The 12,548-nt window shown below is 68.8% G+C and carries 8 protein-coding genes and 1 tRNA gene; 6 read left to right on the forward strand and 3 right to left on the reverse strand.

Features of this window, described 5'->3' with window-relative positions:
* Positions 1 to 9 precede the first annotated feature (9 nt).
* Positions 10 to 1,494 carry an NAD-dependent succinate-semialdehyde dehydrogenase gene (locus tag CDO81_RS05380; RefSeq protein WP_088482078.1) on the forward strand — a complete coding sequence of 495 codons (1,485 nt, stop codon included), beginning with the start codon at positions 10 to 12 and terminating at the stop codon, positions 1,492 to 1,494.
* Positions 1,495 to 1,617: 123 nt separating this feature from the next.
* On the opposite strand, the gene CDO81_RS05385 is transcribed toward CDO81_RS05380, so the two are convergent.
* Positions 1,618 to 4,785: an outer membrane beta-barrel protein gene (locus tag CDO81_RS05385; RefSeq protein WP_241516848.1), complete on the reverse strand. Its 3,168-nt coding sequence runs from the start codon at positions 4,783 to 4,785 to the stop codon at positions 1,618 to 1,620.
* A 66-nt stretch (positions 4,786 to 4,851) separates the two neighbouring features.
* Positions 4,852 to 5,070 (reverse strand): carboxypeptidase-like regulatory domain-containing protein, encoded by a 219-nt coding sequence (locus tag CDO81_RS28685; protein ID WP_241516849.1) that lies wholly within the window; start codon positions 5,068 to 5,070, stop codon positions 4,852 to 4,854.
* A gap of 444 nt (positions 5,071 to 5,514) precedes the next feature.
* Here CDO81_RS28685 and CDO81_RS05390 point away from each other — a divergent pair, with 444 nt between their 5' ends.
* The 3 genes from CDO81_RS05390 to CDO81_RS05400 all read left to right on the forward strand — a co-directional run bounded on the left by CDO81_RS05390 (position 5,515) and on the right by CDO81_RS05400 (position 10,906).
* On the forward strand, positions 5,515 to 7,194 hold the full coding sequence (locus CDO81_RS05390; protein WP_088482079.1) for a bifunctional metallophosphatase/5'-nucleotidase: 1,680 nt from the start codon (positions 5,515 to 5,517) through the stop codon (positions 7,192 to 7,194).
* Positions 7,195 to 7,337: 143 nt separating this feature from the next.
* Positions 7,338 to 9,971 carry a response regulator gene (locus tag CDO81_RS05395; protein ID WP_088482080.1) on the forward strand — a complete coding sequence of 878 codons (2,634 nt, stop codon included), beginning with the start codon at positions 7,338 to 7,340 and terminating at the stop codon, positions 9,969 to 9,971.
* Positions 9,971 to 10,906 (forward strand): diguanylate cyclase, encoded by a 936-nt coding sequence (locus CDO81_RS05400; protein WP_088482081.1) that lies wholly within the window; start codon positions 9,971 to 9,973, stop codon positions 10,904 to 10,906. The genes CDO81_RS05395 and CDO81_RS05400 overlap by 1 nt, the downstream gene beginning before the upstream one ends.
* Before the next feature lie 62 nt (positions 10,907 to 10,968).
* Here the strand turns inward: CDO81_RS05400 and CDO81_RS05405 are convergent.
* Positions 10,969 to 11,042: transfer RNA gene (locus tag CDO81_RS05405), tRNA-Gly, on the reverse strand.
* A 143-nt stretch (positions 11,043 to 11,185) separates the two neighbouring features.
* Between CDO81_RS05405 and CDO81_RS05410 the strand changes: the two genes are divergently transcribed.
* Positions 11,186 to 11,590 carry a PA2779 family protein gene (locus CDO81_RS05410; protein WP_158218166.1) on the forward strand — a complete coding sequence of 135 codons (405 nt, stop codon included), beginning with the start codon at positions 11,186 to 11,188 and terminating at the stop codon, positions 11,588 to 11,590.
* Positions 11,587 to 12,546 carry a PA2778 family cysteine peptidase gene (locus tag CDO81_RS05415; protein WP_088482082.1) on the forward strand — a complete coding sequence of 320 codons (960 nt, stop codon included), beginning with the start codon at positions 11,587 to 11,589 and terminating at the stop codon, positions 12,544 to 12,546. Before CDO81_RS05410 ends, CDO81_RS05415 begins: the two co-directional genes overlap by 4 nt.
* The last annotated feature ends 2 nt before the right edge of the window (positions 12,547 to 12,548 follow it).

The raw sequence follows: 12,548 nt of genomic DNA on the forward strand, positions 1-12,548 counted from the left end.
ATCTCCCGAATGGACGCCACTTCCCCTCTTGAGGGCCTGGACAACCCCGGCCTTTTGCGCACGCAAGCCTTGATCAATGGCGAATGGATCACCGGCCCCGCGAGCTTCGCGGTGACCGACCCCGCCACCGGCGCGGCCCTGGCCCAGGTGCCCAACCTCGGGCGGGCCGAGGCCGAGACGGCGATTGCCGCCGCAGCCAATGCGCTGAACGCCTGGCGCGCCAAGCCCGCCAAGGAGCGCGCCGCCGTGCTGGTGCGCTGGCAGCAACTGCTGGTCAAGCACGCGGATGACCTCGCCCGGCTGATGACCGCCGAGCAGGGCAAGCCGCTGGCCGAGGCACGCGGCGAGGTGATCTACGGCGCCAGCTTCCTGGACTGGTTTGCCGAAGAAGCCAAGCGCGTCTACGGCGAAACCATCCCGACCACCGACCCCACCAAGCGCTACCTGGTGCTGAAGCAGGCCGTCGGCGTGTGCGCGGCCATCACGCCGTGGAACTTCCCGCTGGCCATGATCACGCGCAAGGTGGCCCCGGCCCTCGCGGCGGGCTGCACCGTCATCATCAAGCCGGCCGAGGCCACGCCGCTGACCGCCCTGGCCGCGGCGGAGCTGGCCCAGCAGGCCGGCATGCCCGCCGGCGTGCTGAATGTGCTGACGGCCGATGCGGCCCAGTCCGTGGAAGTGGGCAAGGCCCTGTGCGAGAGCGATGTGGTGCGGCACCTGTCCTTCACGGGCAGCACGGAGGTCGGGCGCATCCTGATGGCCCAGTGCGCGCCGACCATCAAGAAGCTGAGTCTGGAGCTGGGCGGCAATGCGCCCTTCATCGTGTTCGATGACGCCGACCTGGAGTCGGCCGTCGAGGGCGCGATTGCCAGCAAGTACCGCAACGCCGGCCAGACCTGTGTCTGCGCCAACCGCATCTACGTGCAGGCTGGCGTGTACGACGCCTTCCTCGACAAGTTCGCGGCCCGGGTGTCGGCCCTCAAGACGGGCAACGGCTTCGAGGCCGGGGTGCAGGTCGGCCCGCTGATCGACGCGCAGGCGCTGCAGAAGGTCGAAACCCACGTGGCCGACGCCATTGCCCTGGGCGCCCGCTTGCTGACCGGCGGCAAGCGCATCGAGACGACCGGCGGCCACTTCTTCGAACCGACGCTGCTGGCCGACGCGACGCCGCAGATGCTGTGCTCGCGCGAGGAGACCTTCGGCCCCGTGGCCCCGGTCTTTAAGTTCCAGACCGAGGCCGAGGCCATCCAGCTCGCCAACGCCACCGAGTTCGGCCTGGCGAGCTACTTCTACAGCCGCGACATCGGCCGCATCTTCCGTGTGGGCGAAGCGCTGGAGTACGGCATGGTGGGCATCAACACCGGCCTCATCTCCACGGCCGAAGTGCCCTTCGGCGGCGTGAAGCAGTCAGGCCTGGGCCGCGAGGGTGCGCGCCAGGGCATCGAGGACTATGTGGAGGTGAAGTACCTCTGCCTGGGTGACATCCAGAAGTAGCCGTCACCCAGCGCCCGCGCCGTCGCCAGCGGCCACGGCACGAAAAAAGGGGCCCTTGTGGGGCCCCTTTGCTTTGGCCGCGCCGATGAGGCGGCGCGACCGTTCTTGCGCTTTGCAGGTGTCTTAGAACTCGTACTTGGCCGTGATCTGCATGGCCCACTGCGACTCGCCCTTGACCTGGCGGGGCGTCAGCGAATCCACGTTGGAATTGACCTGGTAGATGTACTTGCCTTCCGGGTTCAGGCCGACGTAGTTCACGAAGGTGCGACGCAGACCGCCGGCGGAGGCGAAGGACAGCTCGTTGATACGGCCCCAACGGTTGTTGATCAGGTTGCCGATGTTCAGGATGTCCAGCGTCAGCAGGCCCTTGTGCTTGGAGGTGAAGCCCGGCAGTTCCTGGCTCACGCGCACGTCGAAGCTGTTGACGAAGGGCATGAAGGAGCTGTTGCGCGCCACGATGCCGCCCTTGGCGTCGCGCAGCGCCTTGTTGGCGTTGACGACGGCCCAGAAGGCGTCTTCGTTGGTGCGGTTGGTCGCGGTGTCACCCAGGAAGACGACTTCACCCGACTGCGGCGCCGACGGGATGTACATCAGGTCATTGCCCGAAACGCCGTCACCGTTCAGGTCGTTGCGGTAGGTCCAGCTGTAGGGCTTGCCCTTGCGGCCTTCGTAGAACAGACCGACCGTGGTCTTGTACTTGCCGATGAAGGCGGCCGACCAGTTGAACGACGCGTTGAAGCGGTCCTTGATCAGGTAGGCCGAGTTGGCAGCAACGTTCTCGTTGGGGTTGAAGATCGAACGCGAGTTGAAGTTCGAGTTCGACACCGACGAGGTCAGCGGGCTGACTTCGGTCGCCGACGTGCGGGTGTAGGCCACCTGCCAACCGAAGCCACCCTTGTTCGGGCTGCTCAGCGAGAAGGTCACGGCATTGCCGCCGCCCTTGTCAGTGGACGTGGCCAGCAGCACGTTGTTGAAGCTGGCGTTGGACAGCGCGCGGGCACGCACGCCGGCATTGGTGGCCGAGGTGGCGCAGGCCGCACCGGAGGTGATGGTGCCGCCGGTGGCCGTCCAGCAGGCCGGGTTGTAGGCGGCCGGCGTGTAGTACAGCTCGCGGCCGTCGGTACCGGTGCGGGTCGCAGCGCCCAGGTTCAGGTGCTGGTAGAAGATGCCGGTCTTGGTCTTGGTGTAGACCCATTCGGCACCGGCCACCAGACCGCCCCAGGGCAGTTCGCCGTCGTAGGCCAGGTTGAGCTTCCAGACGGACGGCTGGGTCAGACCCTTGTCCAGGAAGTCGACGTTGGCGGCCGGCGGCGTGCCGGGGAAGTTGGTCGGCTGCTTGGTCGGATCGGGGTTGAAGATGCTGGAGCCATCGCAGGCCGGGAAGCCCTGCGTGCCGCAACCGACGATCTTGGTGGCGAGGCCCGTGTTGGAGAAGGGGTTGGACACCCACACGTTGGCTGCAGCGCCCTGGAAGAGGCCGAAGCCACCGCGGACCTGCTTCTTCTGGTTGGCCTTGCCGTCGATGGTGTACTTGAAGTCGAAGCGCGGCTGGAACAGGTCCTGGCCGTCCGGGGTGATCGAATTGTCGCGGCCGAAACCACCAGTGTTGCGAGTCACCAGCAGGCCGTTGACGCTACCGGCCACCGTGGAGGCGCCCGCTGCAGCGTTGACCAGCGGACGATCCGGCACCGAGATGGTGTCCAGACGCACGCCGCCGGTGACGGTCAACTTGTCGTTGACCGTCCAGGTGTCCTGCAGAAACACGCCGGTGTTGGCCATGGACCAGCGGGCGATGCCGGCATCCAGGCCTGCCGACGTGGCGGCCACTTGCACCTGGTAGTTCGACGGACGGCCCTTGGAGAAGTTCTCCAGAACGGCCTGCTCGATGATGGCCGACGAGGCCGTGCTGCAGTTCACCGTGCCGAAGCTGTACGTGAAAGTCGAGGTGCTGTTGATGCAACCGAAGGTGTAGTTGCCGTTCACGTTCTGGAAGAACGCGTTGTAGACCTTGTTGTTGCTGTAGTCGGCACCGGCCTTGATTTCGTGATCGCCCAGCACCAGGTTGCCACCGAAGTAGCCATCGAAGGTCTTGGTGTCCAGCACGTTGAACTGACGGCTCAGCTCGGTACCGAAGTTCAGGAAGCGGCTGCCCGTGCTCACGCCGGCGGGCGAACCGGCCGGGGCGGCGCCCGTGAACTGCAGCGCCATGGCGGGCAGGTTGCTGTTGTTCTGCGGAACGCTGCTGTAGTCGCGGTTGGACAGCTTCAGCTCGGTCGAGAAGTTCGGGGTCCAGTCAGCGAACCACTGGCCGACGACGGTCTCGATCGTCTTCTTCTGATTCCACCACCACGACGTCAGGTTCAGGCCAGTGGCGCTGTAGCTGCCGAAGTTGGTTTCTGCCTGCTCCGTCTTGGCGTAGCGGATGTTGGCGCGGTGGTTCTCGTTGATGTTCCAGTCGATCTTGATCAGCGCGTCCTTGACCGACACCGGAGCCGGGCCATTGGGCGTGCCGACGTCGATGTTGTACTTGGACTTGGCGATCTGGGTCAGCTGGTCGATCGCGTTCTGCGAGATCGCCACGTTGGTCAGCGGGCTGCCGACCGGGCCGAATTCGGGCTGGGCGCGGTTGCTCTTGAGCTCTTCGTAGCTCGCGAAGAAGAACAGCTTGTCCTTGATGATCGGGCCGCCGAGCGTCGCGCCGACGGTCTTCTCGGTGAAGGGCAGGAAGCTGAAGTAGGTGCCGGACGTGCTGTTGAAGCGGCGGCCGGTCATGCTGTCGTCGCGGAAGACGTAGTAGACGCTGCCCTTGAAGTCGTTGGTACCCGACTTGGTCACGGCGTTGATGTTGGCGCCGGTGTAGCCCTGCTGCGTGACGTCGTAGTTGGAGATGTTGACCTGCACCGACTGGATGGCATCGATCGAGATCGGCTGCTTGATGGTCGGGAGGTTGTTGGCTTCCAGGCCGAAGGTGTCGTTGATCTTGACGCCGTCGACGGTGATGGAGTTGTAGCGCGAGTTCTGGCCGCCGGCCGAGATTTCACCGCGCTCCTTGTCGGTCTGGGACAGGCGCGGGTCCTGGCGGGCGTAGTCCTGCAGGTTGCGCGCGATGGAAGCGTAAGCATCCAGCTCCTGGCGACCCAGGTTGGTGCCGGCGCCGCCGCTGGAGCTGGCGAAGCGGTTGTTGGGGTTGGAAGCGCTGCCCGTCACCACCACGGCTTCGAGCGTCTGGCCGCCCAGGCGGATGTCGAAGTTCAGGCTGTCGGCCAGCTGCAGGTAGATGTCGTCCTGCACGCTCTTGTCGGAGCCCTTGACCGCCGTGACGGTGTAGGGGCCGCCGACGCGCAGGCCGCGGGCGCTTTAGCGGCCTTCGGCATCGGTCACCAGGGTGTTGGACGAGCCCGACTCGCGGTGCACGATCGTGACCGTGGCGCCGGCAACCGGCTTGCCGTCACCGCTCGTGACGCGGCCACCGATGGCGGCGGTCGTGTTTTGCGCCATGGCAGGCGCTGCGGCCACGATGGCCACGGCGGCGCAAAGCGCCGACAGCGGGAACCCAGACCCAAACCTGTTGCTCATCCCAATCACTCCTGTTGTGCGCGCGAACGCGCGGCTGCTGTGTGTCGAAAACGGTCACGCAAGCGTCACATGACGCCTTGCCGTGCTGCGCCGCCCGCCATTCGGAGAGGCAGGGGGGCAGAGGTGACCGAATTGTCATGACTTTCCGTGACAGAACTTTACGGGTAAGTCAGATGTGGCCAATTTTCGACACCGAGCCACGCCACCAGGCACTGCCGCAGTGCGCGCCGGGCCCATGGAGGCGCCCCGGATTTGCCTCTGACAGCGCGCTGCCGCCGCCGTCACCGCGCACCAGGCGAGCACCTACCCCAGTGCAATATCACCAACCTGGTGCATTTTTTCTGGAATGTAAACTTTCCGGAGGGGCCGTTCCATGTCGCAAAACCGCGACAAACTTCGGCCTCAAAGCCACTCGGCCGCCCAGGCCACTCGCCCGCCTTCGCCATGGTCTCTTTTGCCTTTTCTCGTTTCGGCCTCGCCGTGCTGGCCGCTGCAGCCCTGGCCGGCTGCGCCACACCCAAGCCCGCCGGCCCGACTGAGCTCACGCTGCTGTCGATCAACGACTTCCACGGCAATATCCAGCCGTCCCAACCCACGCCGCTGATGCCCCGGCTGCCCGACCCGGCCACTGGTGAGGTGAAGCCTCAACCTGCCGGCGGCGTGGCCTACCTGGCCTCGGCGCTGGCCAAGCTGAAGGCACAGAACCCGAACGCGGTCGTGGTGGCCGGCGGCGACCTGATCGGCGCGTCACCGCTGATTTCCAGCCTGCTGCGCGACGAACCCACGCTGGCCGCCATGTCGGAACTGGGCATCACCGCCAGCGCACTGGGCAACCATGACCTGGATGCCGGCCTGCCGGAGTTGCTGCGCCAGGCGCGCGGCGAGTGCGGCGCCAACGGCTGCCTGTGGCCGGGCTACAAGGGCCCGGGCTTCCCCTATCTGGGCGCCAATGTGCTGGATGCCGCCACCGGCAAGCCCTTGCTGCCGACCCATGTGATGACCCAAGCCGGCGCGTTGAAGGTCGCCGTCGCCGGCGTGGCCACGGCAGAGACCCCGAAGGTCATCGTGGCGCGGGCCATCCAGGGCATCCGCTTCGCAGACGAAGCCGACACCTTGAACGCGCTCGTGCCGCAGCTCAAGTCCGAGGGCGCCCAGGTGCTGGTGGCCGTCATGCATGAAGGCGGCGTGCAGGCGCTGGGCAGTAGTGCCAACGACCCGAGCTACGCCTGCCCCACGCTGACCGGTCGCGTGCAGGACATCGCCAAGCGGCTCGACCCGGCCTACGCCATCATCATCGGCGGCCACACGCACAACGCCTACACCTGCAAGATCAACGGGCGCCTGGTGGTGCAGGCCGGCAGCTACGGCGGCTGGATCACCGAAAGCCACCTGAAGTTCGACGCCCAGGGGCGCGTGACCGAAGCCACGGCCGTGAACCACCCGGTACTGCAATCGGTCTACGCGCCGAACGCGGCACTGGCTGAGCTCGTCGCTCGCGCAGCCGCCCTGACCGAAGCCGCCCGCACCAAGCCGGTCGCCACGCTGCCGCGCGGCGCCACGCGCTTTCCGAAGGCGCCTTACGGCGACGCGGCCCTGGGCAACCTGATCGCTGACAGCCAGCTCGCCTACGCCCGAAAGCACGGCCCGGCGGACCTCGCCTTCATCAACACCGGCGGCATCCGTGCCGAGCTGGTCGTGACCCCAGGCCAGCCGACCACCATGAGCGATCTGCTCGCCATCCAGCCGTTTGGCAACGACATCGTCGCGCTGACCCTCACGGGCCAGCAGCTGTGGGACATCCTGCAACGTCAGCTGCCCAAGGGCGACGCCTCGCCCCGACTGCTGCAGCCGTCCTACACGCTGCGCTACCGCTGGCGCATGGGGGCCGACGGCGTGCCGCAGCTCGGCGAAATCCTGATCGACGGCAAACCGCTCGAGCGCACGCGCGACTACCGCGTCGTGGTCAACAACTTCCTGTCCGAAGGCGGGGATTCCGAGGGCGGCTTCAAGCACGGCCGCGACCGCGCTGTGCTGGGCACCGACATTGATGCCCTGGTCGACATGCTGCGAGAGAACCCACAGGCGGTGGTGCAGGCCGCGCCGGGACGCATCGTCCGGGAGTGACGCTGCACGCATGCCGCCGGACCGCTGCACTAGGGCAAACCTGTAACCACTTGTAGCGACCGCACGCCCACACGCGGCGCACGCCCGCCCTAGACTCAAGCCGCCCGGTATCGGCCACCGGGCGCCAGCGGTTCGGGGGAGCGATGGCGGCGTTGGACGCGCAAGGGGATGGAGCCGGCTCGCCGCCCGCGGGCCCGACGCTCTCGTGCCAGACGGCCGAGGCCGCCAGCGCCAGCCCGCTGGTGCGTGAGGTGCTGGCGCACCTGCCCTGCGGCCTGGCGGTGTTCGATGCCGAGCGGCGCCTGCTGGTGCACAACCCCGAGTTCGAGCGGCTGTTGCAGGTGCCGTCCTCGCTGTTCGAAGAGCCCCCGCTGCGGTTCGACGATCTCATCGCCTTCTTCGCGGCGCGTGGCGACTATGGCGAAGGCGACCAGGCGCAGGCCGCCGTGCAGGCCGCGCTGGCGCTGGGGCGTGACCAGCGCGCCAATCGGCTCGAAACCTATCGCACCGGCGGCCGTCTCATCGAGGCCCGCACGGCGCCGCTGCCCGATGGCGGCCTGGTGCTGACCTGCCTGGACCTGACGCCCCAAGCGCAAGCGCGGCTCGCGGCGGAGCGCGCCTCGCAGGCCAAGACGCGTTTCCTGGCCAACATGAGCCACGAAATCCGTACGCCGATGAACGCGGTGCTCGGCATGCTGAGACTGCTGCAGAAGACCCCGCTGGACACCCGCCAGCGCGATTACGCCGTCAAGAGCGAAGGCGCCGCCCGGGGCCTGCTGGGGCTGCTGAACGACATCCTCGACTTCTCCAAGATCGAAGCGGGCCGCCTGAGCCTGGACCCACACCCCACCCGGCTGGACGAACTGTTGCGTGACCTGTCCGTCATCCTGTCGGCCAACGTCGACAAGCGCGACCTGGAGCTGCTGTTCGACGTCGACACCCAGCTGCCGCCCGTCATCCTGGCCGACGCGCTGCGGCTGCAACAGGTGCTCGTCAACCTGGCCGGCAACGCGATCAAGTTCACCTCGAGCGGCGAGGTGGTACTGGGCATTCATCGCGTCACGCAGACCGCGGGGAGCGTGGTGCTCGCGTTCTCGGTGAAGGACACCGGCATCGGCATCACGCCCGAGCAGCAGGCGCGCATCTTCTCGGGCTTCAGCCAGGCCGAGGCTTCAACCGCGCGACGGTTCGGCGGCACGGGCCTGGGCTTGGCGATCAGCCGCCGACTGGTGCGCCTGATGGGGGGCGACATTCATGTGGAGAGCACGCCCGGCGTGGGCAGCTGCTTCAGCTTCACGCTCAGCTTTGCACTGCCGGACTCCGAGGAGCCCCTCCCCGCCACCGAGCCCTTGCGCGCGCTGGTCATCGACGACCACGCCGACGCCCGACGCGTGCTGGGTGCACTCGCCCAATCACTGGGCTGGCAGGTGCGCCTGGCGGCGAGTGGCGCGGAAGGCCTGCAGGCCGCCGAATCGGGCCCGCTGGACGTCGTGCTGCTCGACTGGGTCATGCCCGGCATGGACGGCTGGCAGACCACCGTGCACCTGCGCCAGCGGCTCGGCCCGGAGCCGCTGATCCTGATGGTCACCAGCCATGACCGTGAGCGCCTCGCCCAGCGCAGCGCCAGCGAGCAGGCCCTGCTGGACGGCTTTCTCGTGAAGCCCGTCACCGCGTCCATGCTGAGCCAGGCCGTCGCCACGGCCCGGCAGTCGCGCAGCCAGCCCGGCAAGACGCAGGAGGCCACCCCGCAGCGGCTGGCCGGCCTGCGCCTGTTGCTGGTGGAGGACAACCCCAGCAGCCAGCAGGTCACCCGTGAGTTGCTGTCGCTCGAAGGGGCCGACGTCACCCTGGCCACTGACGGCCGACAGGCCCTCAGCCTGCTGGCCCAGACCCGCGGCGCGCGCGGCTTCGACGCCGTGCTGATGGACGTGCAGATGCCGGTCATGGACGGGACCACGGCCACCCGGCTGATCCGCCGCCAGCTGGGGCTGACCCTGCCCGTCATTGCCATGACCGCCGGGGCGCTGGACAGCGAGCGCCAGGCCTGCCTGGATGCCGGCATGGACGAGCACTTGTGCAAGCCGTTCGACCCCGACATCCTGGTCGCCGTGCTGCGCCGCCGCTGCACAGCCGCGCCGGTCGAACCCACGACGGCCGCCGCGTCGCCGACCGAGCTGCCCCCCGCCCTGCTCGCGGATGCCGGTCGCGCCGGCATTGCGCTGGCGGAGGCCCTGGCGCGCATGTCCGGGCGCATCGAGCTCTTCGAGCGAACGCTGGCGGCGCTGCATGAGCAGGATCGCAAGCTCGCCCTCGCGCTGGCGGAGGGCGGCCAGGCCGCCGCGCGTGGCCTGCACGGCTACCGCGGCCTCGCCGCCATGCTCGGCGCCGGCGAGCTCGCCGCGCTGGCGGCCGAGGGCGAACACGCCACCGACCCCGGGCCCGACTGGCGACGACGCTTTCTGGCCCGGCGCGAAGCTGACCTCGCCGCCCTCGACCGGCTCGCCGCCGACCTGGCCGCACGCGAGGCGCTCTACGCCCGCCACGCCGAGGCGGACCGCCCTGCCCCGCCCGCCAGTCCCCTGATGCAGAAACTGGACGCCTTCAAGGCGCTGCTCGACGGCGCCGACCTGGAAGCGCTGGACGCCCACGAGGCGCTGCGCGGCCATTTGCCGCCCGACTTCGCGGCGCCGCTGGAGGACGCGATGGCTGCGCTGGACTTCCCTGCCGCATCGGCCTTGTGCCGCCGCCTGCGCACCACGCTGGAGGCCACCCCTTGATGCCGTTGACCCAGCCCGGCGCGGCCCCGCTGCAGCCCGCCATCGGTCCACCCGGTCGGCGCCCTCGCCTGCTCATCGTGGATGACCAGCCGGTGAATATCCAGGCCCTGCACCGCGTGTTCGCCGGGGATTGCCAGGTACTGATGGCCACCGACGGCGCGCGTGCGCTGCAAGTCTGCCGCGAGCGCCAGCCCGACCTCGTGCTGCTGGATGTGCAGATGCCAGGCATGGACGGCCACGAACTCTGCGCCGAGCTGAAGGCCGACCCGCTGCTGCGCGCGATCCCCATCATCTTCGTGACCGCGCAAGATCGGCCGGAAGACGAGACCCGCGCACTGGATGCCGGTGCGGCCGACTTCATCACCAAGCCCTTCAATCCGACCGTGGTGCGGGCTCGCGTGCGCACGCAACTCACGCTCAAGGCCCAGGCCGACCTGCTGCGCGAACTCGCCTTCATCGACGGCCTGACCGGTGTTCACAATCGCCGCCATTTCGATGAGCGCTTCATCGCTGAAGCGCGGCGCGCCCAGCGCTCGCGCTCGCCCCTGGCCATCGTGCTGGCTGATGTGGATCACTTCAAGCGCTACAACGATGCGCTGGGCCACCTCGCTGGCGACGACTGCCTGCGGCGCGTGGCCGGCGCCCTGCGCACCTGCCTGCGCCGGCCCACCGACCTGCTGGCGCGCTACGGCGGCGAGGAGTTCGTCAGCCTGTTGCCCGACACCGATCTGGCCGGTGCCATCGGCGTGGCGCAGTTGATGGAAGACACCGTGAGAGCACTGGCCCTGCCCCATCCCGGCGTGCAGGGCAGCGTGACCATCAGCCTGGGCGTCTCGGCCGGTCTGCAGCCCACCGGCCTGGTGGCCGCGGCTGACCGGGCGCTCTACCTCGCCAAGGCCGCCGGCCGGGGGCGGGTGAACTGGGTGGAAGGCTGAGGCCCCACGCGACGCCAGGCGCGGCACAAACGACGACGGCCCCTCTCGGGGCCGTCTGCATTTGGAGCGGGTGATGGGAATCGAACCCACGTAGTCAGCTTGGGAAGCTGAAGTTCTACCATTGAACTACACCCGCAATGGTGAGCAAGTTTAAGCGAAGCGCGCACGCCACAGCCCGTGTAGGACAACACCGCAACTGAAAGCGCACGGGGCGGCGCCAATTGCGGCCGGCCCTAGCATCGCGGCCGCCCTCAACCGACTCCCCTGGAGGAGATGTCCATGAAGAACACTGCCCGCCGCGCGCTGAGCTCGCTGCTCATTTCATCGATCGTCTTCAGCGGCATGGCGCATGCCGCGCCGACCGCGCTGATCAGCACCGAGCAGGCCGCCGCGGCCACCGCCTCGGTCAACCGCAGCGAAGCCCATGCACGGCTGCATGCCGCCCTCGACCGCGAAGACCTGGCTGCGATGCTCAAGGCCCGCGGCGTCTCGGCCGACGAGCTGCGCGCCCGTGTCGATGCGCTGACCGATGCCGAAGCCCAGCAGATGGTCGACCAGATCGACAAGGCCCCGGCCGGCGCAAGCGACGTGCTGGGCGTGCTCTTCACGGTGTTCATCATCCTGCTGGTGACCGACATCCTCGGCCTCACCAAGGTCTTCCCGTTCACGCGCTCCGTGCGTTGATCCGCCGCGCCACCGCCGCCGCCGGGCTGGCTGCCACGCTGCTGCTGGGCGGCTGCGCGACCTGGCTCACGCCGCCTCAGACCGCCGCCCTGCTGGCGGCGCCGCCGCCTGGGCTGCCGGCCCAGGTGGAGCGCACCGCCGTGCCCTTCTTCCCGCAAGAGCGGGACCACTGCGGGCCGGCGGCGCTGGCCACGGCGCTGGCAGATATTGGCCTGCCGGCTGACCCCGACAAGCTGGCCGACGCTGTCTTCCTGCCGTCACGTGGCGGCAGCCTGCAGCTGGAGATGCTCGGCGGCGCCCGCCGCCAGGGTGCCGTCGCCACTCGACTGCCGCGCGAGCTGAACGCCGTGCTGGCCGAGGTGGCCGCCGGCCACGCCGTGATCGTGCTGCAGAACCTGGGGCTGGACCTGCTGCCGCGCTGGCATTACGCGGTCGTCGTGGGCTATGACCTGACGGCGCGCGAGCTCATCCTGCGCAGTGGCACGACGGCCCGCGAGCGCCTGGCACTGCGCACCTTCGAGTACACCTGGGCGCGCGGTGGGCGCTGGGCGGTGACCGTGCTGCCGCCCACCACACTGGCCGCGACCGCGACCGAGGCGGAGGCACTGGAAGCCGCCATCGGCTTCGAACGCGCCGCGCCCCCCGACCGGGCCGCGGTGGCCTACCGCAGCCTGCTGCAGCGCTGGCCGGGCAACCTGCTGGCCGGCATCGGGCTGGGCAACACGCTGAACGCCGCCGGCGACCCGCCAGCGGCCCAGGCCGCCTTCCAAGCGGTCGCCGAACGGCACGACAGCGCCGTGGCCTGGATCAACCTGGCCCGGCTGAAGCTCGACGCCGGGGATCGCGACGGCGCCCGCAGCGCCGCCCGCCGGGCCCTGCAGCGCGCTGAAATCGCCGAGCCGCCCTGGCGACAGGCGGCCCGTGACATCGTGGCGGCCACAGACGCTGCCCGGTGATG

This window comes from Roseateles puraquae (assembly GCF_002205845.1).
In the GTDB taxonomy this organism is placed as follows: domain Bacteria; phylum Pseudomonadota; class Gammaproteobacteria; order Burkholderiales; family Burkholderiaceae_C; genus Pelomonas; species Pelomonas puraquae.